The organism is Pseudomonas entomophila (genome assembly GCF_013523165.1).
Taxonomy (GTDB): Bacteria; Pseudomonadota; Gammaproteobacteria; order Pseudomonadales; family Pseudomonadaceae; genus Aquipseudomonas; species Aquipseudomonas entomophila_A.
This window is the reverse complement of sequence record NZ_JAAMQI010000032.1, coordinates 1-18,532: the sequence shown is the minus strand read 5'-3', so window position 1 is coordinate 18,532 and position 18,532 is coordinate 1. Positions and strand designations below refer to the sequence as shown.

Below are 18,532 nucleotides of genomic sequence, written 5' to 3'. Positions count from 1 at the left end.
CGTGCACAACGTCGTGATCAGCGGCACCGGGCTCTACACCCCGGCCCAGCGCATCAGCAACGAAGAGCTGGTGGAGTCTTTCAACACCTGGGTGCACCAGTACAACCGCGACAACGCCGAGGCTATCGCCCAGGGCGACCTGCAGGCCAAGGACGAATCCAACGCCGCCTTCATCGAGAAGGCCTCCGGCATCAAGAGCCGCTACGTCATGGACAAGGCCGGCATCCTCGACCCGCAGCGCATGAAGCCGCACTTGCCTGCACGCAGCGACGACGAGCCTTCGATCCTCTGCGAGATGGCCGTGGCTGCCGCCCACCAGGCGCTCGAGCGTGCCGGTCGCAGCGTCGCCGACATCGACGGGGTGATCGTCGCCTGCTCCAACCTGCAGCGTCCCTATCCGGCCATCGCCATCGAAGTGCAGCAGGCGCTGGGCGTCCAGGGCTTCGCCTTCGACATGAACGTGGCCTGCTCCTCGGCCACCTTCGGCATCCAGACCGCCGCCAACAGCGTGCAACTGGGCCAGGCGCGGGCGATCCTGGTCGTCAACCCGGAGATCTGCACCGGCCACCTGAACTTCCGCGACCGCGACAGCCATTTCATCTTTGGCGATGCTGCTACCGCGCTGGTGATCGAGCGGGCCGACCAGGCCGTCTCGCATCAGGTCTTCGAGATCCTCGGGACCAAACTGCTGACGCAGTTCTCCAACAACATCCGCAACAACTTCGGTTTCCTCAACCGTGCCGAAGCGGATGACGGCCTGGCCCAGGAGAAGCTGTTCGTCCAGGAAGGCCGCAAGGTGTTCCGCGAGGTCTGCCCGATGGTCGCCGAGCTGATCGGCCAGCACCTGGCCGAGCAAGGCTTGCAGCCCCAGGACGTGCAGCGCTTCTGGCTGCATCAGGCGAACCTGAGCATGAACCAGCTGATCGTCAAGAAACTGCTGGGCCGCGAGGCGACCGAAGCCGAGGCGCCGGTGATCCTCGACCGCTACGCCAACACCAGTTCGGCCGGCTCGGTGATCGCCTTCCACTTGTACCAGGACGACCTGGCGCCGGGGGCGTTGGGGGTGTTGAGTTCGTTCGGGGCGGGGTATTCGATCGGGAGCGTGGTGTTGCGCAAGCGGTAAAGGCAGGTCATGGGCTGGCCTCGTTTCTCGAAAGCGCAGGGCCGTCCAGGCCGTTCACAACCACACCGCATCCCAATGCGGATAAGCGCCCACCCGGTCCACGAGGCCTGCCCGCAGCGGGTTGGCCACGATATAGCGCGCTGCGGTTCGTATGTCGTCCTGACGACGCAGCGCCCGATCGTGATAACCCGCCCGCCACACCTGCCCGCACGCCAACCCTGCCTTGAACAGCGCCGCACTGCTGCAGGACTTGAAGCCATGCACCACGCGCGCGAGCCTGGCCGATTCCAGCTGGAGCAGCCAGTGCAGGTGATCGGGCATCAAGACCCAGGCCAGGGTATCGAATTCGCCGGGGCGTGTTTGCAGGTGTCGGATGACGAGCCTGGCGGCCTTGAGCGAGTGAAACAGCGGCGCTCGCCGATGGGTGACGGTCGTGATGAGGTAGATGCGGCCAGGCTCTGAAAACCGACCGCGGCGCAGTCGATGGGATGCGGGGTAGGGCATGGTGGCCTCCTTGGCGAGATAGAGACCAGGAAGCTTAGAGGATGGGGGATCCGGGGCGGGGATGACTGTTTTACCGATCATTGCCCAGGTTTGTAGTGGTCTGTATTTCTGATTCTGACTAGCTCACCTGACAATAGCTAATGGCTGATTTCATGGGCCCTGCGGGCCCAATCGCGGCACAGGGGCCGCTCCTACAGGAACCGCGATAGGCGGTACAACGGCGGCGGCACTACGGGTGTGGGAGGTTTGCAGTGGTCTGTGTTTCTGATTCTGACTAGCTCACCTGACAATAGCTAATGGCTGATTTCATGGGCCCTGCGGGCCCAATCGCGGCTCAGGGCCGCTCCTACAGGAACCGCGATAGGCGGTACAACGGCGGCGGCACTACGGGTGTGGGAGCGGCCCCCGTGCCGCGATTGGGCCCGCAGGGCCCACAAATCAGCCACGCCGACGTCACGTGCCTAACACTGCACCCACAACGCAAAAAGGCGGAAGCCATCCAGCCTTCCGCCTCCATCCAAGCCGTTTCAGATCAGGCTCAGAACTTCGCCTCCAGGTCCACCTGCACCGTATCCACGTTCGCATCGTTACGCGGCAGGTTCGAGCGGTCCGACTTGGCCGCCAGGTACGCCGCCGCTACCGAGAAGTTCTTGTCGATCTCGTAACCGACCTTGATCTTGTGCCCACGCGAGCCCGTGAAGCCGTTGGCGAAGTCCGAGTCGGTGAACGCGCTGACCACCGCGTTGCGTTGCACGTCGCGGTAGTTGTAGTCGATGCCGAAGGCGCCGAGCTTGGTCTTCAGGCCCGCCAGCCAGGCAGTGTCCTCGCTGTCGTCGGCTTCGGTGTTGACCACGTACTGCCCATAGGCCGAAAGCGGAATGGCGAGGCCGGTGAAGTCCAGCTGACCGAAACCTTCCACCAGGTTGAACTGGTTGGTGGTGTTGCCGTTGACCAGCAGCGGGGCGGACGAGTCATCGTTGTCATAGCCATACACGCTGCCGCCCAGCGTCAGCTTGACCGTGTCGGCCGGTGCGAAACGGGCGCCCAGCTGGCCTGCGTACAACTGCAGGTCATGCTTGAACTGCACACCGTCGCCGTCGACGTTGTCCTTGAGCATGTAGTGACCGGCGCTGCCGAACAGCTCGACCCCGCCCAGGTCGGTCTTGTAGGTGGCGGCCACGCCTTCGGGGTTGATGTCGCTGTCCCAGATTACGTCGCCCATGCTCACCCACGGCTGTGGCATCTTGCCGCCGATCAGGTGCAGGTTCGGGACGCCGGTCGGGTGCCAGTCGAGGTAGGCCAGGTCGACCCACAGCGATTTCTTCTCGAAGTAGTTGTCCAGGCTCTGGTTGGTCGAACGCGCATCGGCCCCGCTGCCCGTGGCTACGCGAATGCCGGCATCGACCTGAGGGTTGATCTCGCTGTAGACGCCCAGGCGCGCCCGGACGCGCTCGCGGTCCTGGTTGTTGCTGCGCGAGGTCGGGTTCTCGACGTTGACGTCTTCGTAGCGCAGGCGCACGTCGCCCTTGATCTGGGTCTTGGCGGCCCAGGCGACCTTCTGTTCAAACGAATTCAGGCGTTCCGACTGAGCCTTCTGGGTGGCCTTCTCCTGGGTTTCCTTGGCCAGGTCGCCTTGCAGTTCGTTGTATTGCGCCTGATTGATCGAGCCGTTGGCGCGCAGCATTTCGAGCAGCTTGGCGTCGACGGCCGCACTGGCCGGAGTACTCAGCGCCAGCAGCACGCTGGTGCACAGGCTCGCTCCGGTGAGTGTAGAAACAAGACGCATACGGTTCTCCCTGTTGAAAAAGGTGGGGAGGCTGGCGCCCGCCCCGAATTGGCATGTCGCCGGAAAGTGCCTGGCTAGACAGGTTCTGGGCTTCCGGAAAACAGGCGCAAGTATTGCGAGGGCAAATGACAGGTTGATGTCTCTTTGATGGCTATGTGATGAAGCGAGCGGGCCGCGATTTGAGTCCGGGCGATGTCTTCCGCGATACTGTCGGCTCACTCGCCACGAGTCTTCTTCTGTGACCAGCCTCTACAGCCTTGCCCGATTGAGCGACCTGCCACCGGCCGTGTGGGATGCGCAGGTGCCTGCCGATCAACCCTTCCTGCGACACGCCTTCCTGTCGTCGCTGGAAGACAGCGGCAGCCTCGGCGGGCAGACCGGCTGGGCGGCCGAACACCTGGTGCTGGAGCGCGACGGCCAGGTGCGCGCCGTGCTGCCGGCCTACCGCAAATGGCATTCCTACGGCGAGTACGTGTTCGATCACGGCTGGGCGGAGGCTTGCGAGCGCGCTGGCATCGCCTACTACCCCAAACTGCTCGGCGCGGTGCCGTTCAGCCCGGTCGGCGGGCCACGGCTACTGGCCGCCGACCCGGCCGATGCCCGGCTGTTGCTGCAGGCCTTGCCGCAGTACCTGACCCAGGCGCAGCTCTCGGGTGCCCACATCAACTTCACCGACGCCGCCACCGACGCGCCGCTACGCGAGTTGCCGGGCTGGCTGGAGCGGCTGGGCTGTCAGTTTCACTGGCGCAACCAGGGCTACCGGGATTTCCAGGACTTCCTCGACGCGCTCAGCTCACGCAAGCGCAAGCAGATGCGCAAGGAGCGCGAGCAGGTCGCCGGGCAGGGGATGACGTTCGACTGGTACCGGGGCGACCAGCTCAGCGAGGTGCAGTGGGATTTCGTCTACACCTGTTACGCCAACACCTACCGGGTGCGCGGGCGTCCGCCGTACCTGACGCGCGCCTTTTTCAGCCTGTTGGCCGAACGCATGCCCGAGGCGATCCGCGTGGTGATCGCACGCCAAGGCCGGCAGGACGTGGCGATGGCCCTGAGCCTGGTGGGCAGCGACAGTTTCTATGGGCGCTATTGGGGCTGCCTGGACGAATTCGACCGGCTGCACTTCGAGACCTGTTTCTACCAGGGCATGGAGTTCGCCATTCGTGAGGGTTTCCAGCGATTCGACGCCGGCGCCCAGGGCGAGCACAAGCTGATCCGCGGGTTCGAGCCAGTGATCACGCGGTCATGGCACTACCTGCTGCACCCAGGCCTGCGCCAGGCGGTGGAGGAGTTTCTGGTCCAGGAGCGTGAAGGTGTACTGGGCTATGCCGAGGCGGCGCGCCAGGCGTTGCCGTATCGGCAAGGTTGAACTCAGGCCCAGGAAAGGCTGGCGCGCGATGAAGGCAGTGCATGACCTGACGCCATCGCGGGCAAGCCCGCTCCCACAAAGGGCCAATGCAGCCTCCCACAAAGGGCCAATGCAGCCGACAGTCGTTCGGTGAGATGAGCCGAGCCAGACCAGGCACAGGGAGTCCTGTGGGAGCTGGCTTGCCAGCGATGAAGGCGACGCGGTATCCGCCAGGACACCCCGTCACCTTCACCCGCCCAATTTACTTCTTCAACAGATCCGCCAACCCGGCAAACGGGTTGTGGGTCGCGGTCGCGGTCTTCGGGCTGCTCAGCGAGCCTTCGCCGAAGTATTGCTGGTCGGTATAGCGCGAGTGCTCGTTGTCATGGCAATACAGGCACAGCAGCTCCCAGTTCGAGCCATCCTGCGGGTTGTTGTCATGGTTGTGGTCACGGTGGTGCACGGTCAGCTCCGACAGGCGCTTGCCGGAAAACTCGCGGGTGCAACGACCGCAAACATGCGGATACATTTTCAGTGCCTTGTCCCGGTAGCCCATTTCCTTGTCGCGCTTGGCGTCGGCAAGGATGCGGTCGAGGCGGGCGGTGGCGGCAGCGGAGGAGGCCGTGCTCATGGTAAGTCCTTTGTGCTAATCAGGCGGATGACGGTGATGCCTTGAATTCTAGCGGGCGACTGCCACGACGGACAGGCAAAAACGCGCGGTTGGGCGTAGGCTGGAGCCACCTTACCGACAGGAGGTGAACGATGCGTCTTCTGGTTCTCGTCATGCTGGCGCTCATCGGCGCCACGACCGCCTATGCGGCCGCCGAACCGCCCCGCTCGAGCGTGCCGGTGCCTGGCTCACCCGGCACCGCCACGCCGACACCCTATCCGCAGATCACCCCCGCCACGCCGGTCAGGGCCGGTGACGGGCGACCAGGTGCGCCCTTGCTGCTGCCCATGCCCGTCCCAGGGCCACCGAAGGACCAGCCGTTGCCCGGCCTGCGGCCCGACCCGGTGCAACCGTCACCCACCGGGCTGGATGCACCAGGCTGGACCGACCCCGCCCCTTAGGCCACGCCCAGTTCCTCGAAGACGAACGCGTATTCCAGCGCCACGTCCCGCAGCCCCTGGTAACGCCCGCTCATGCCGCCATGGCCGGCGCCCATTTCTGTCTTGAGCAGCAGGCGGTTGTCGTCGGTCTTGTGCGTGCGCAGGCGCGCCACCCACTTGGCCGCTTCCCAGTACTGCACGCGGCTGTCGTTGTAGCCCGCGATCACCAGCATGGCCGGGTAAGCCTGGGCCTTGACGTTCTCATAGGGCGCGTAGGCCTTGATGCGCTCGAACACCTCCGGCTCCTGCGGATTGCCCCACTCGTCGTACTCGGTGATGGTCAGCGGCAGTTCGGGGTCGAGCATGGTGTTGAGCACATCGACGAACGGCACTTCGGCGATGGCGCAGCGGAACAGCGCGGGACGCAGGTTGAGCACCGCGCCGATCAACAGCCCGCCGGCGCTGCCGCCGCTGATCGCCAGCCGCGCCGAGGATGTCACGCCGCAGGCCACCAGATGCTCGGCGCAGGCGATGAAGTCGTCGAAGGTGTTCTGCTTGTTCGCCTGCTTGCCGGCCCGGTACCAGGCCTCACCCAATTCGCCGCCGCCCCGCACGTGGGCGATGGCGAAGCCCATGCCACGCTGCAGCAGGCTCAGGCGTGCGTGGGAGAACCACGGGTCGAGGCTGCTGCCGTAGGCGCCATAGCCGTAGAGGTACAGCGGCACCTCGCGGCCGACGTCCTCGCGGCGACGGACCAGGCTGATCGGGACCTGGGTGCCATCGGGCGCGGTGGCCCACAGGCGTTCGCTGACGTAGTCGTCGGCGTCGAACTCGCCCAGTACCGGCGTCTGCTTGAGCACCTGCTGGGCGCCATCGGCCAGGTTCAGCTGACGGACCTGGGCCGGTCGGTTCAAGGCCTCGTAGCGCAGGCGCACGCGCGGGCTGTCGAACTCCAGGCTGTCCTGCACGTACAGGCTGTAGGCCGCATCGGGCAGGTGCACGCGGTAGCTCGGCAGGCCCTGGGGGTGGACTTCGATGATCGGCAGGCCGCCTTCGCGCAGGCTCAGGCTCACGGCATCGGCGTTCAGACTCACGTCGTCGAGCATGACCGTGTCCCGGTGCGCGACCAGCCGCTGCCACTGCGCGCGGCTCGGCACCGGCTCGGTGGGTGCCTGGTAGAGCGCGAAGTTGATGCCGTCCTGGTTGGTGCGGATGAACCAGCACCACTGGCCCTCGAGGCGACCATGGTCGGGGTAGTACTCATGCCCTTCGCTGCGGGGCGCCAGGCAGGTGAAGTCCGCCTGGGGCGTCTCGGCGTCCAGCACCCAGGCTTCGCTGGTGGTCTTGCTGTTGAGCAGCAGCACCAGCTGGCGTTCGGAGCTGGTCCGGTAGCAATGCAGGAAGAAGCGACCGTCGGGCTCTTCGAACACCACCTGTGCCCCGTCTTCACCCAGGCGATGACGCATCAGCCTGAACGGGCGATGCGTCTCGTCCAGCTGCGTGAAGAACAGGGTCTGGTTGTCGTTGGCCCAGGTCATGCTGCCGTCGCAGTCCTCGAACGGCAGTGGCGTGACCTGGCCGGTCGCCAGATCCTTGACCTGCAACTGGTAGATCTCGTCGCCCGAGGTGTCCAGGCTGTAGGCCAGCAGGCGGTGATCCGGGCTGATGCTGAAGGCACCCAGCGACAGGAACCCGCCCTCGGCCAGGGCGTTGGGGTCGAGCAGCAGTTGTTCGTGCGCCGGGTCGACCGTCAGCGCGTCGTCCGCCGGACGAGGGCAGCGGTAGTGACGCGGGTACTCATCGCCGGCCGTGGTGCGGGTGTAGTACAGCCAGGGTCCCCAGGGGGAGGGCAGCGACAGGTCGGTCTCCAGGATACGGCCCTTGATCTCCTCGAACAGCTGCTCGCGCAGGGGCGCCTGGTCGGCCAGGCAGGCTTCGGTGTAGGCGTTTTCTGCGTTCAGGTAGGCCAGCACCTCGGGGGTGTCACGCGCCTGCAGCCAGGCGTAAGGGTCCGCGCCTTCGTCCTGACGGGCGATCGGGGCGTGGTGGACGGTCTCGGTGACGGGCATGGGGCGATCTCTTGGCGTGGGGGCGCCTGCGCGCCGAAAAGGGTTTATCATAGGCCTCTCTTTGCCTGGCATGCACCCATACACCATGAGCGAACATGATTATCAGCTGGCCTGGGGCCTTTACGTCGTCGCGGCCCTGGGCTGCCTGCTGGTGGGCTTCGTGTTCACCGGCTGGATGTGGCGCTGGCTGCGCGAGCCCCTGCGGGTCGTGCTGGCGGTGCTGCTGCTGACACCGACCATCGTCGACCCGGCCAAGGACAGCTTCGCCCCTGCCATCGCCATCGTCGTGCTGGACCTGGCCTTCAAGGTCGGCAACAACGCCTTGCGCGCGGCCTCCGACCTGGCCATGTACGGCATGATCGCCTTCGTGCTCTACGGCGTGTTCGCGCTCATCCGCTGGCCGTGGCTCAAGCGTCGCCAGGCGCGCGCCGAGGCAGACGCCAAGCGTGCCGAGCAGACGGCGGCCGACGCCTCCTACGCGGCCCCTGCCGTCGAACCCTCGCTGGTCGCCGATCGCCAGGACCGCTACCGCGATGCGTCGCCGGCTCCGGCCGGCGGGCGCGTCGAACCCCGTCTCTGAGTGAGCGCCCCGACCATGTGCGAACTGCTGGGCATGAGCGCCAACGTGCCGACCGACATCGTCTTCAGCTTCACTGGCCTGATGCAGCGGGGCGGACGAACCGGCCCGCACCGCGACGGCTGGGGCATCGCGTTCTACGAAGGCCACGGCCTGCGCCTGTTCCAGGACCCGACCGCCAGCAGCGAATCGGAAGTCGCCAACCTGGTGCAGCGCTACCCGATCAAGAGCGAGGTGGTCATTGGCCACATTCGCCAGGCCAACGTCGGCCGGGTCTGCCTGTCCAACACCCACCCCTTCGTGCGTGAGCTGTGGGGCCACAACTGGTGCTTCGCGCACAATGGCCAGCTGGCGGCGTTCCAGGGCTCGACCAGCTTCTACCGACCCGTCGGCGATACCGACAGCGAAGCGGCCTTCTGCGACCTGCTCAACCGCGTGCGCACCGCATTCCCCGACCCCGTGGAGGTGGAACAGCTGCTGCCGGTGCTGGTCGAAGCCTGTGCGGAGTATCGGGGCAAGGGCGTGTTCAACTGCCTGTTCAGCAATGGCGACTGGTTGTTCTGCTTCTGCTCGACCAAGCTGGTCCACATCACGCGCCGTGCACCGTTCGGCCCGGCTCGGCTCAAGGACGTCGACGTGATCGTCGATTTCCAGTCCGAGACCACGCCCAACGACGTGGTCACCGTGATCGCCACCGAACCGCTGACCGAGAACGAGACCTGGCAGCGCTATGCGCCAGGTCAATGGGCCCTGTGGCGGCACGGCGAGTGCGTCGCCCACGGGCAAAGCTGAAGCCAGGGAAGCCGTTTGATGTTCAGAAGCTATCTTCGATTGCTGTTGTTCACCCTCGGCCTGTTGGTCGGTGTCCAGGTACCCGGCTTCATCGACAGCTACACGCAACGGGTCGAGGCGCACCTGCTCGAGTCGCGTGAAGCGCTCAAGGGCTTCCAGCAGACCGCGCAACGCTTCTTCAATGGCGACCTGCAGGCATTGGTCCGGCATTACCGCACCAGCGACGATCCGGTGTTCAACAGCGATGCCAACAGCATCGAGAGCTTGTTGACGCGCAACCAGGTGCTGGAAGAGGAATGGCGACAGCTGCAAGGCCCCTGGGCCAGCCGGACCTGGCACGTGCTGGTGACGCCGGATCCTCAACTGCGGGACGAGACGCTGGACGGCTACACCTACCAGGTGCTGTTGGTGCCTGAAGCGGTCGGGTGGGGCATCGGCCTGGGGTTCGTGCTGGCACTGCTCGTGGAGAGCGTGCTGGTGCTGCTGGGTCGGCTGATCCTCGGCTTTCGGCGTGAGCCGGTGAAGGAGAGCTGGCGGTAGCGGGGAGGGCAGCCGTGTGCGGCTGCCCCCTGTTCTCGAGACCTTGAGCCGTGCCGTCACCGAAGCGACGCCTGGCCTGCGGTCGGTGGGTTCAGGCCTGGGGCGGGTGCACGAGGCGTTCGATCTTGTCCTTGATCAGCAATCGCTCCTTGCGCAGCCGGCTCACCTCGTCGTCGGCCTTGCCGGTGTTTTCCGCGGCCACGACGGCTTTGTCACTGGCGTTGTACTCCTTGTGCAGTCGATGCAGGTCGGCATCCTTGTCGATGAGCGCCTGGAAGGCCTCTTCGGTCACGTGCAGGTCAGCGAGCAGATCGTGCGGGACTGGCATCTCTTCACCTCGTTCAGGGATTGGCAGGATCATGACGTTTGAGACCCGCTGCCTGGCGAGGTTCCCACCGTGCGCTAGCCTTGGCAGACGCCTTCATTGCCTGGAACGTTCTTCATGCCGCATTTGAACCTCGACTACAGCGCCAACCTGACCCACCTCAACGTGGACGTGCTCCTGCTGCGCCTCAACCAGGCCCTGGTCGCCAGCGGGCAGTTCGCCGACGAACTGGACATCAAGAGCCGGGCGCAGGCCGTCACCCATTTCCGGGTCGGGACTTCGCCGCTGCCGCGTGGGTTCGCCCATGTCCGCCTGGCGATCATGGCCGGGCGCCACCCCTTGGTGAAGAAACAGCTGACCAGCGCGCTGCTGGACGTACTGCGCGACTCCATCGGCCCCTCTGCCGAGGTGGACGTGCAGTTCAGCGTCGAGCTCCACGAACTGGACCCGCAGACCTACGTCAAGCTGCACCTGCCGGTGCACTAGCGCGCCACGCGTGGTGCCGACGCGCAGGCCCGGCGCCTGCCTGCCGGCGTGGCCCCGGTTTCCCGTGCATGGCCCGCGCCGTATATACTGCGCGCCACTGTTTGTGGGAGAACCTTGTGGCCATCGAAATACACTGGATACGCGACGACCAGAGTCTGGCCGAGCATTGCCGGGCCTGGCGCCGACGCCCGTTCGTGGCACTGGATACCGAATTCATGCGGGTCGACACCTTCTACCCGAAGGCCGGCCTGATCCAGGTCGGTGACGAAGGCTGCGCCTTTCTCATCGACCCCCTGCTGATCGACGACTGGCAGCCCCTGGCCGAACTGCTCGACGACCCTGCGGTGGTCAAGGTGCTGCATGCCTGCAGCGAAGACCTCGAAGTCCTGCTGCGCCTGACCGGCAAGCTGCCCCAGCCCTTGTTCGATACGCAGCTGGCTGCCGGTTACCTGAACATCGGGTTCTCGATGGGCTATTCGCGCCTGGTGCAAGAAGTCCTGGGGCTCGAGCTGCCCAAGGGCGAGACGCGGTCCGACTGGCTGCAGCGGCCTTTGTCCGACACCCAGGTCAGCTACGCCGCCGAGGACGCCGTGCACCTGGCCGAGCTGTTCAGCGCATTGCAACCGCGCCTGTCGGACGACAAGTTCGCCTGGGTGCTGGATGATGGCGCCGAACTGGTCGCGCAACTGCGCCGCGAGGTCGAGCCGGAGTTGTTGTACCGCGACGTCAAGCTGGGCTGGAAGCTGTCGCGCCAGCAACTGGCCGTGCTGCGCGCCTTGTGCGCCTGGCGTGAGCGCGAGGCGCGCAGCCGTGACGTGCCGCGCAACCGCATCCTGCGCGAGCACTCGCTCTGGCCGCTGGCCAAGAACCAGCCGAGCACCCTGACGGCGCTGGCCAAGATCGAGGACATGCACCCGCGTACCCTGCGCCAGGACGGGGAGACCCTGCTCGAGCTGATCCGCACGGCCGCCGCCACGCCGCCCGACCAGTGGCCGGCTCCGCTGCCCGAACCCTTGCCGATCGAAGCTTCGGGCGTGCTCAAGCGCCTGCGTGCCATCGGCCAGGCCGAAGGCGAGCGGCTGGGCATCGCGCCAGAGCTGATGCTGCGCAAGAAGGCCCTCGAAGCCTTGCTCAAGAGCGGCTACCCCAACGGCCCCTATCAATTGCCCGACGCCTTGCGCGGCTGGCGTCGCGAACGCATGGGCCAGGCCCTGCTCGACAGCCTGGCCTGCGCTGGAGAATCCTGATGAAACGTATCTGCTCGATCTACAAGAGCCCGCGCAAGAACGAGATGTACCTGTACGTGCTCAAGGCCGACGGCCTGGATAAAGTCCCGGAAGGTTTGCTGCCGTTCTTCGGCACCCCGGTGCACGCCTTCGACCTGGTGCTTTCGCCCGAGCGCAAGCTGGCCCGCGAAGACATCGTCAAGGTGTTGGAGAACCTCGATGGCCAGGGGTATCACCTGCAGATGCCACCGCCGGACGACGAGTACATCGAGCATCTGCCCGAGGAGTTGCTGCGGCGTAACGACCCGGTCTGACGCGGCAGAACACCGCCGACCGCAGTGCTGATTTGCCAGGACGCCGCCGTTCTCGTGTGGGAGCGGCCCCTGTGCCGCGATCGGGCCCGCAGGGGCCGTGAAATCAGCCGCACCAATGGCTGGCCAATCCCAGCCTCATCCGCCACGATCACCCTTCCAGCCGTGGCACGACTCTACCCAGATTCCACCGTCCCGCCCGGCGCCTTCCCCTGAACAGGCAGCCCCTTCATGCGCCTACTTCTCGCCGAACACGACCACGCCCTCTATACCCAATTGCTGTCCAGCGCCAACCCCTCCGTGCGCATCACCGCCAGCGCAGACCCCGTCGAACTCGCCCAGCACGCCCCTCACTGTCCGATCTGGCTCGGCCAGCCCGACCTGTTGGCCGACCTTCTGCGCAAGGCGCCGCCCCCAGCCTGGGTACAGTCCACCTGGGCCGGCATCACCCCGTTGCTGGCCACCGACTTGCCTCGCACCTACCGCCTGACCCGCGCCGTCGGTCTCTTCGGCCAGGTCATGGCCGAGTATGTGCTGGGCCATCTGCTGGCCCACGAGCGCCGACTCCTGGCCTTGCCGCGCGCTCAGGCTGAACGGCGGTGGGACACACGCCCCGGTGGTACCCTGCAAGGGCGCACCGTCCTGATCGTCGGCATTGGCGATATCGGCCAGCAGGTCGCTCGGCTGCTGCAGCCTTTCGGCGTCATCCTGCACGGCATCGCCAGCCAGGCCCGTGAGCAGCCACCATTCGCACACGTCAGGCCCTTGAGCGCGCTGGCCGACGGTCTCCCGCAGGCCGACTACCTCCTGAACCTGCTGCCCGACACACCCGCGACCCGCGACCTCTACGACACCGCGCTGCTGCGCCGCTGCAAACCCAGTGCCGTGTTCATCAACGCCGGTCGCGGCGCCTCCGTGGTCGACGCCGACCTGTGCGAAGCCCTCACCGAGGGCCGGCTGGCTGCTGCCGTGCTGGACGTCTGCCGCCAGGAACCGCCACCGTGCGATCACCCGTTCTGGCGTACGCCGAACCTGCTGCTGACCGGCCATACCGCCGCCCCGACGTCACCGCCTGCCATGGCGCAGCTGTTCCTGCAAAACCTGCACGCGTTCCAACACGGCCAACCCCTCCAGGGCGAGGTCGACTTCGAGCGGGGTTATTGAGAAGGGAAAGGGAGGAGGGGCCACGCTTCAAGCCAGAAGCCAGAGACTAGAAACCGGCCCCCCTATCTCGAGAGCCAATTCCGCCACCAGACTCAGCTCGCAGCTCGCATCCCCCTACATCACAACGAAAAATCCCCCTCAGCCGCCAACTCGCTCAGGGGCCGACGCGGGCTCGGGGTCTCGCGGGCCTGCAGGGCTTCGGCCAGGTTGACCTTGTCGCCCAGCTTGCCGATGGCGATCATCGCATGCACTTCATGATCTTCCGGAATCTTCAGCTCGCGACGGGCCAGCTCCTTGTCGAAGCCGGCCATGCCGTGGGTGTACCAGCCGCTCAGGCTGGCCTGCAGCGCCAGGTGTGCCCAGGCCGCACCGGTGTCGAAGGTGTGCCACAGCGCGGGTTTCTCCTCGGTGGCGCCGGGTGCGGTGAAGGTGGTCTTGGACACGATCACCACCAGGGCCGAAGCATGCTGCGCCCAGCTACGGTTGAAGGGCACCAGCAGGTCCAGGTAGCGCGTCCAGTTCGGCGTGTCGCGGCGTGCGTAGAGGAAGCGCCACGGTTGCGAATTGTAGGCCGAAGGTGCCCAGCGGGCGGCTTCGAGGAAGGTGAGGACGGTCTGTTCGCTGATCGGCTCGGCGTTGAAGGCGCGCGGTGACCAGCGAGTGATGAATTGCTCGTCGATGGCATGGTCGGCGATACGTGTGCTGGCGCTCATGAAGGCTCCTGGAAGGGTGGGCAAACCCGCACGCTACTGGGTTGCCCCAACCCTGACAAGCGGTCTGGCAATGGTCGCGATCAGGCTCTAGACTGGCGCCGCCGCGCCTGGCGGCCTCCGAGCTCACTGCAGGAACCCGTGTGATGAATGCCGATACCGCGCCCTTCTGGCGGCGCAAGACCCTCGATCAACTCGACGCGCAGGAGTGGGAATCGCTCTGTGACGGCTGCGGGCTGTGCTGCCTGCAAAAGCTCGAGGACGAGGACGACAACAGCATCTGGTACACACGGGTGGCCTGCAAGCTGCTGGACCTGGGCACCTGCCAGTGCAGCGACTACCCCCAGCGCTTCGAGCACGTGCCTGACTGCATCCAGCTCACGCCGGGCAAGGCCGACGCCTTCACCTGGCTGCCAGCGACCTGCGGCTACCGGCTGGTCAGCGAGGGCAAGGACCTGCCGGACTGGCATCACCTGGTCTGCGGCGATCGCAGCCAGGTCCACGTGCAACGCATTTCGCAATCGGGCCGCATGCTCAGCGAAAAGAACGTGGCCGAAGACGATTGGGAAGACTACCTGATCTTCCGCGCCAGCTGAGCGCGCCTCGACATCCGCTTTTCGCCTCGACTGGAGCTTCGAATGCATCGTGTAGTGATGGTGTTGCTGTGCCTGTGTGTCAGCGCACCCAGTTGGGCGCGCAAGGTCGACCTGGACTACCACGTCCGGCTGCTGCCCGGCAGCGGTCAGGCCGAAGTCCGCGTGACGCTGGCCGATGGCAGTGCGGTGCGCAGCCTGGACTTCAACCTGGGGCAGCGCGGTGCCTACAGCGACTTCGCCGGCGATGGCCAATGGACGTTGGGTCGCCAGGGCCAGCGTGGCCTGTGGGCGCCGTCCGCGGGCAAGAGCAGCCTGGTGTACCGCGTGCGCCTGACCCAGCAAGCGGCCAACGGCGACTATGACACCCGCCTCACGCCCCATTGGGCGCTGTTTCGCGGCGAGCAGTTGGTGCCCCCGGCGCGGCTCGACCAGCAGGATGGGGTCGAGTTGGTCGCCCGCTTGACCGTGGAGCTGCCCAAGGGCTGGAAGAGCATCGAGACGGCCTGGCCGCGCATCGGCAAGCAGCGCTTTCGCATCGACGACGTGTCCCGGCGTTTCGATCGACCGACGGGCTGGATGCTGGCAGGCACCCTGGGAAGCCGGCGTGCACGCCTGGGCGAGACCGAAGTGACCATCGCAGCGCCGCGTGGGCAAGGCATGCGTCGCCTCGACACGTTGACCTTGATGACCTTCGTCTGGCCCCAGTTGCAGGCCGTGTTTCCGCGCCCCCTGCCCAAACTGCTGGTGGTCGGTGCACACGACCCGATGCGCCGCACCGCCGTGGCCGCACCGCGCTCGTTGTACCTCAACAGCGGGCGTGCCCTGGTCAGCGAGAACGGCAGCAGCCCGCTGCTGCGTGGCCTGGTCGAGGCCTTCGCCCAGGTGCGTGATCGCGAGCGCAGCGATTGGTTGGGCGAAAGCCTGGTCGATTACTACGCCATGGTGGTGCTGCACCGGGCCGGTGGCTTGAGCGATGACCGCTACCACGTGCTGCAGCGTCGCCTGCATGCCGAGGCCGAGGGCGTCACGACGCTGCGCGGCGATCAGGCGACCCCGGCGCAAGTGGCGCGCGGCGTGCTGCTGTTGCAGGCGCTGGACAAGGAGATCCGGGTGTACAGCCATGACAAGCGCTCCCTGGACGACGTGACTCGCGCGCTGATGCGCTTGCCGAATGTCAGTACGGAAGAATTCGTGCAGTTGAGCGAGCAGGTGCTGGGGCGGGGTTCAAGCGTGCTGGAGTCGCCGGCGCTGCACTAGCGCGGTAGTGGGGATAAAGCGGGTGGCTTCGGACTCATCGCGGGCAAGCCCGCTCCCACAGGTTGGCGGCGGTAGGTTGTCGGCAACAGCTGGAGGGCAATCACAGGCTGGCGGCAGCCGTGTAGAGGTGTAGAGGTAGCCAGGAAGTCGGCTCCCACAGCGGGCCAGTGCTTGCAAGGCAATGCAAGGCTTGAGCTGAACCTGTGGGAGCCGGCTTGCCGGCAATGGCCTGTCAGACGCCGCGATCGCTCAGACGACCGCTTTTCGTCCTTACAGCTTCGGGTTCGACAGCGTCTCGTTACCGGTCACGGTCGTGTCGCTCACTGCATCGACGGCCTTGTCCTTCAGGCGCGACAGCTTGTCCGCACCGGTCTCGGCCTTTTCGCTCACTGTGTCGACGGCTTTGTCCTTCAGGCGGACCAGCTTGTCTGCGCTGTCCTCGATGTCGGAGCGCAGGCCATGCATCTCGTTGCTCTGGCGGTGCAGCCAGCTCTTGGCCGCGCAATGGCCGCTGAAACCACGGGCCAGCGCCAGGCCGCCCACCGCCAGTTGGATCAGGCCGAGGAAGCCGCCTTGGCGCAGGCCTTTGCTGACCATCAGCGCGCCGCCCGCCAGGGAGCCGGCGCGTTCCAGGCCGTGGACGTTCTTGGAATCGGAATGAAGATCGAGCATGGCAAAGTCTCCTGTTCAAGTGTAAGCAGCAGACCCACCGAGCAGTCGAGGCGTTCAGTTCGGTTGCTCAGGTGCATGCACACGGGTGAACACCACCGGCGCTGATCGACAAACCGTCGCCATCTGGCGTGATCGACCGCGAAAAAGACCTGTCAGTCGTCCCTCGGCCTCCGATCGAATCGAACAACCGGTGCCGACGCTCGGTCTCATGCATGAACCCACGGTGTCACCCTCGGAGACTGCGTCCATGACTGAATCGACAGAAAAAAAATACGATTGGGACCTGATCGAACACCTGCTTCAGAACATCCAGAAGGGCACGAACCAAAGCATGACGCCTAATACCGATCCGCAGGCGCTGGTCGATGCCCTGGCTGCCAAGGGACGTTCCGCCCGGGACGCGACCCAGCTCGACACCCAGGCGCGTGAATACACGGCACTGTTGCTCGAGCGCGGCTACCTGGCGTCGTCGTCACCGGCAGGCGACCTGCAGTCGGGCGGCTTGATGCTCACCGAGCTGGGTTCGCGCCTGCTCAGTGCGATCGACAGCAGCATTCCCGGCGACGACCGCCCACGCCGCACCCTCGACAAGCAGGGCGATGCACTCGATGTGGAAGTGTTCAAGGAAGTGACCGCCGACCCTCAGCTGTCCAACGGCGCGATCTGATGCGAACCGGGCACGTTCGAGCGACGGTGGGCGAGCGTGCGGTCCATATTGCAACAAGGCGAAACAGTTGGCCGACCATCGGGACTCGCACAAGCGGCCCGATACCCGGCACACTTGGCACAATCTGCAGGAGCGGATCGGCGCGCTCCGTCGGAGATAGCGCTATGATCTGTAGGAAGCGCCGCAGAACCGTTAGACCGTGAGCCTGACCCGTCAAGGGGGCATTATGAAAAACCGTATGAACACGTGGCTCCATGACCTGGCCGTTGCGCTGGGTCTCATCCCACCGCCCTTGCAGCCGGTGCCCATCCCCACGGATGACAAGTGTCGTCGCCCTGGGCAGCGTCGTTGAGCGGCGCCCGCACCAGGCCGTGAGCTGAACATCGCAAGCGCAAGCTGCAAGCTAGGGGCCGACAGGCGCTGCCTTGAACGGCACGGCTCGCCACGAACCTTGCAGCGCCTTAGAATGGGGCGATTCATCACTGACCCTCAGCCGCACTCGCTCGTAGCTTGCAGCCCTCCAGGACCCCCATGCCAAGACCCCGCTGTGAGCGCTGCCTGCGGCCGCTCCACCATTGCCTATGCCCGTTGATTCCCCAGTTGCCCAGCCGTACCCGCGTGTTGTTGCTGCAACACCCGAGCGAAGTGGGACATGCGCTGAATACCGCGCGTCTGGCGAGCCTGGGGCTGACGAACGCAGAGCTGCAGGTCGGCGAGGTGTTCGACCAGCTGTCCCATTGGCTGGCGACGCCGGGCTATCGGCCCGTGCTGCTGTTCCCAGGAGAAGGGGCGCAGGTGGTGAAACCTTCGCGTCCGGAAGACCGGCCGTTGCTGCTGGTGGTGCCGGACGGCACCTGGCGAAAGGCGCGCAAGTTGCTGCACCTGAATCCGGCATTGGCGACGTTACCGCGGGTGAGCCTGGGCGACGAGGCTGCGCCCTCCCGTTACCGGTTGCGCAAGGCGCCCGGAGAGGGTGCCCTGTCGACCATCGAGGCCGTGACGCGGGCATTGAACGAGCTGGAAGCGCCGGCAAATTTCGATGAGCTGCTCAGGCCATTCGACGCATTGATCGAAGGGCAGATCGCGGCCATGGGGCCGGAGGTGTTTGCGCGTAATCATGGGTGATGCGGAGCGCAGGCGAGAGAATCCTGAGTGATCACTGGGTGGGTCTTACGGCCCCTGCGGGGCCGATCGCGGCACAGGGGTGAACTGGTCAAGTAATTTTGGACACCGATTAAGGTTTATGCCGCCGCTTTGAGCTTTTCCTCCATGGCTACGGGAGTTTCGTAGCCGTTGTAGCTGTGGAGGCGCTTGAGGTTATACCGCACCAAG

At 65.6% G+C, this 18,532-nt stretch carries 22 protein-coding genes; 15 read left to right on the top strand and 7 right to left on the bottom strand.

Annotation, left to right across the window (positions count from 1 at the left end):
* Position 1: 1 nt before the first annotated feature.
* The gene (locus tag G7Z99_RS18355) at positions 2-1,123 is read left to right on the top strand and encodes a beta-ketoacyl-ACP synthase III (RefSeq protein WP_181096314.1); all 1,122 of its coding nucleotides are present in this window, start codon (positions 2-4) and stop codon (positions 1,121-1,123) included.
* Between the two features lie 54 nt (positions 1,124-1,177).
* Here G7Z99_RS18355 and G7Z99_RS18350 read toward each other — a convergent pair whose 3' ends face one another.
* Together G7Z99_RS18350 and G7Z99_RS18345 are read right to left on the bottom strand one after the other, a co-directional pair.
* Entirely contained in the window at positions 1,178-1,627 is a 450-nt protein-coding gene (locus tag G7Z99_RS18350) for an REP-associated tyrosine transposase (protein WP_181096312.1), read from the bottom strand.
* A gap of 538 nt (positions 1,628-2,165) precedes the next feature.
* Positions 2,166-3,413 carry a putative porin gene (locus G7Z99_RS18345; RefSeq protein WP_181096310.1) on the bottom strand — a complete coding sequence of 416 codons (1,248 nt, stop codon included), beginning with the start codon at positions 3,411-3,413 and terminating at the stop codon, positions 2,166-2,168.
* A 238-nt stretch (positions 3,414-3,651) separates the two neighbouring features.
* Between G7Z99_RS18345 and G7Z99_RS18340 the strand changes: the two genes are divergently transcribed.
* The gene (locus tag G7Z99_RS18340) at positions 3,652-4,779 is read left to right on the top strand and encodes a GNAT family N-acetyltransferase (protein WP_181096308.1); all 1,128 of its coding nucleotides are present in this window, start codon (positions 3,652-3,654) and stop codon (positions 4,777-4,779) included.
* A gap of 241 nt (positions 4,780-5,020) precedes the next feature.
* On the opposite strand, the gene G7Z99_RS18335 is transcribed toward G7Z99_RS18340, so the two are convergent.
* Positions 5,021-5,389 (bottom strand): YajD family HNH nuclease, encoded by a 369-nt coding sequence (locus G7Z99_RS18335; RefSeq protein ID WP_060394586.1) that lies wholly within the window; start codon positions 5,387-5,389, stop codon positions 5,021-5,023.
* A 131-nt stretch (positions 5,390-5,520) separates the two neighbouring features.
* Here G7Z99_RS18335 and G7Z99_RS18330 point away from each other — a divergent pair, with 131 nt between their 5' ends.
* Positions 5,521-5,829, top strand: a complete 309-nt coding sequence (locus tag G7Z99_RS18330) for a hypothetical protein (RefSeq protein WP_181096306.1) — start codon at positions 5,521-5,523, stop codon at positions 5,827-5,829.
* On the opposite strand, the gene G7Z99_RS18325 is transcribed toward G7Z99_RS18330, so the two are convergent.
* Positions 5,826-7,877 carry a S9 family peptidase gene (locus G7Z99_RS18325; protein WP_181096304.1) on the bottom strand — a complete coding sequence of 684 codons (2,052 nt, stop codon included), beginning with the start codon at positions 7,875-7,877 and terminating at the stop codon, positions 5,826-5,828. The two genes, G7Z99_RS18330 and G7Z99_RS18325, sit on opposite strands and share 4 nt — an antisense overlap.
* A gap of 85 nt (positions 7,878-7,962) precedes the next feature.
* Between G7Z99_RS18325 and G7Z99_RS18320 the strand changes: the two genes are divergently transcribed.
* Genes G7Z99_RS18320 through G7Z99_RS18310 form a run of 3 tightly spaced genes read left to right on the top strand, consistent with a single transcriptional unit; the run spans position 7,963 to position 9,786 of the window.
* Positions 7,963-8,457: an MFS transporter gene (locus G7Z99_RS18320; protein WP_181096303.1), complete on the top strand. Its 495-nt coding sequence runs from the start codon at positions 7,963-7,965 to the stop codon at positions 8,455-8,457.
* 15 nt (positions 8,458-8,472) lie between these two features.
* On the top strand, positions 8,473-9,246 hold the full coding sequence (locus G7Z99_RS18315; protein WP_181096302.1) for a class II glutamine amidotransferase: 774 nt from the start codon (positions 8,473-8,475) through the stop codon (positions 9,244-9,246).
* Between the two features lie 18 nt (positions 9,247-9,264).
* The gene (locus G7Z99_RS18310; RefSeq protein ID WP_181096301.1) at positions 9,265-9,786 is read left to right on the top strand and encodes a DUF2937 family protein; all 522 of its coding nucleotides are present in this window, start codon (positions 9,265-9,267) and stop codon (positions 9,784-9,786) included.
* A gap of 91 nt (positions 9,787-9,877) precedes the next feature.
* Here G7Z99_RS18310 and G7Z99_RS18305 read toward each other — a convergent pair whose 3' ends face one another.
* A complete protein-coding gene (locus tag G7Z99_RS18305; protein WP_181096299.1) occupies positions 9,878-10,114 on the bottom strand; it encodes a YdcH family protein in 237 nt (78 codons plus the stop codon).
* Positions 10,115-10,228: 114 nt separating this feature from the next.
* On the opposite strand from G7Z99_RS18305, the gene G7Z99_RS18300 reads away from it, so the two are divergent.
* The 4 genes from G7Z99_RS18300 (at position 10,229) to G7Z99_RS18285 (ending at position 13,298) form a co-directional block, all read left to right on the top strand.
* Positions 10,229-10,597 carry a 5-carboxymethyl-2-hydroxymuconate Delta-isomerase gene (locus G7Z99_RS18300; RefSeq protein WP_181096297.1) on the top strand — a complete coding sequence of 123 codons (369 nt, stop codon included), beginning with the start codon at positions 10,229-10,231 and terminating at the stop codon, positions 10,595-10,597.
* 116 nt (positions 10,598-10,713) lie between these two features.
* Entirely contained in the window at positions 10,714-11,844 is a 1,131-nt protein-coding gene (gene rnd, locus G7Z99_RS18295) for a ribonuclease D (RefSeq protein WP_181096295.1), read from the top strand.
* Entirely contained in the window at positions 11,844-12,137 is a 294-nt protein-coding gene (locus G7Z99_RS18290) for a YcgL domain-containing protein (RefSeq protein WP_181096293.1), read from the top strand. Before rnd ends, G7Z99_RS18290 begins: the two co-directional genes overlap by 1 nt.
* A 228-nt stretch (positions 12,138-12,365) precedes the next feature.
* Positions 12,366-13,298 carry a D-2-hydroxyacid dehydrogenase gene (locus G7Z99_RS18285; RefSeq protein ID WP_181096291.1) on the top strand — a complete coding sequence of 311 codons (933 nt, stop codon included), beginning with the start codon at positions 12,366-12,368 and terminating at the stop codon, positions 13,296-13,298.
* 119 nt (positions 13,299-13,417) lie between these two features.
* Here G7Z99_RS18285 and G7Z99_RS18280 read toward each other — a convergent pair whose 3' ends face one another.
* Entirely contained in the window at positions 13,418-14,011 is a 594-nt protein-coding gene (locus G7Z99_RS18280; RefSeq protein ID WP_181096289.1) for a nitroreductase family protein, read from the bottom strand.
* Between the two features lie 143 nt (positions 14,012-14,154).
* Between G7Z99_RS18280 and G7Z99_RS18275 the strand changes: the two genes are divergently transcribed.
* Positions 14,155-14,604, top strand: a complete 450-nt coding sequence (locus G7Z99_RS18275) for a YcgN family cysteine cluster protein (protein WP_181096287.1) — start codon at positions 14,155-14,157, stop codon at positions 14,602-14,604.
* A gap of 42 nt (positions 14,605-14,646) precedes the next feature.
* Positions 14,647-15,861: a hypothetical protein gene (locus G7Z99_RS18270; protein ID WP_181096285.1), complete on the top strand. Its 1,215-nt coding sequence runs from the start codon at positions 14,647-14,649 to the stop codon at positions 15,859-15,861.
* Between the two features lie 270 nt (positions 15,862-16,131).
* Here G7Z99_RS18270 and G7Z99_RS18265 read toward each other — a convergent pair whose 3' ends face one another.
* Entirely contained in the window at positions 16,132-16,533 is a 402-nt protein-coding gene (locus tag G7Z99_RS18265; RefSeq protein WP_181096283.1) for a YgaP family membrane protein, read from the bottom strand.
* A 247-nt stretch (positions 16,534-16,780) separates the two neighbouring features.
* On the opposite strand from G7Z99_RS18265, the gene G7Z99_RS18260 reads away from it, so the two are divergent.
* The 3 genes from G7Z99_RS18260 (at position 16,781) to G7Z99_RS18255 (ending at position 18,325) form a co-directional block, all read left to right on the top strand.
* Positions 16,781-17,200, top strand: a complete 420-nt coding sequence (locus G7Z99_RS18260) for a transcriptional regulator (protein WP_181096281.1) — start codon at positions 16,781-16,783, stop codon at positions 17,198-17,200.
* Positions 17,201-17,426: 226 nt separating this feature from the next.
* Positions 17,427-17,552 carry a PA1414 family protein gene (locus G7Z99_RS20020; protein ID WP_308812303.1) on the top strand — a complete coding sequence of 42 codons (126 nt, stop codon included), beginning with the start codon at positions 17,427-17,429 and terminating at the stop codon, positions 17,550-17,552.
* Positions 17,553-17,731: 179 nt separating this feature from the next.
* Positions 17,732-18,325, top strand: coding sequence for a tRNA-uridine aminocarboxypropyltransferase (locus G7Z99_RS18255; protein ID WP_181096279.1), 594 nt, complete (start codon positions 17,732-17,734; stop codon positions 18,323-18,325).
* The last annotated feature ends 207 nt before the right edge of the window (positions 18,326-18,532 follow it).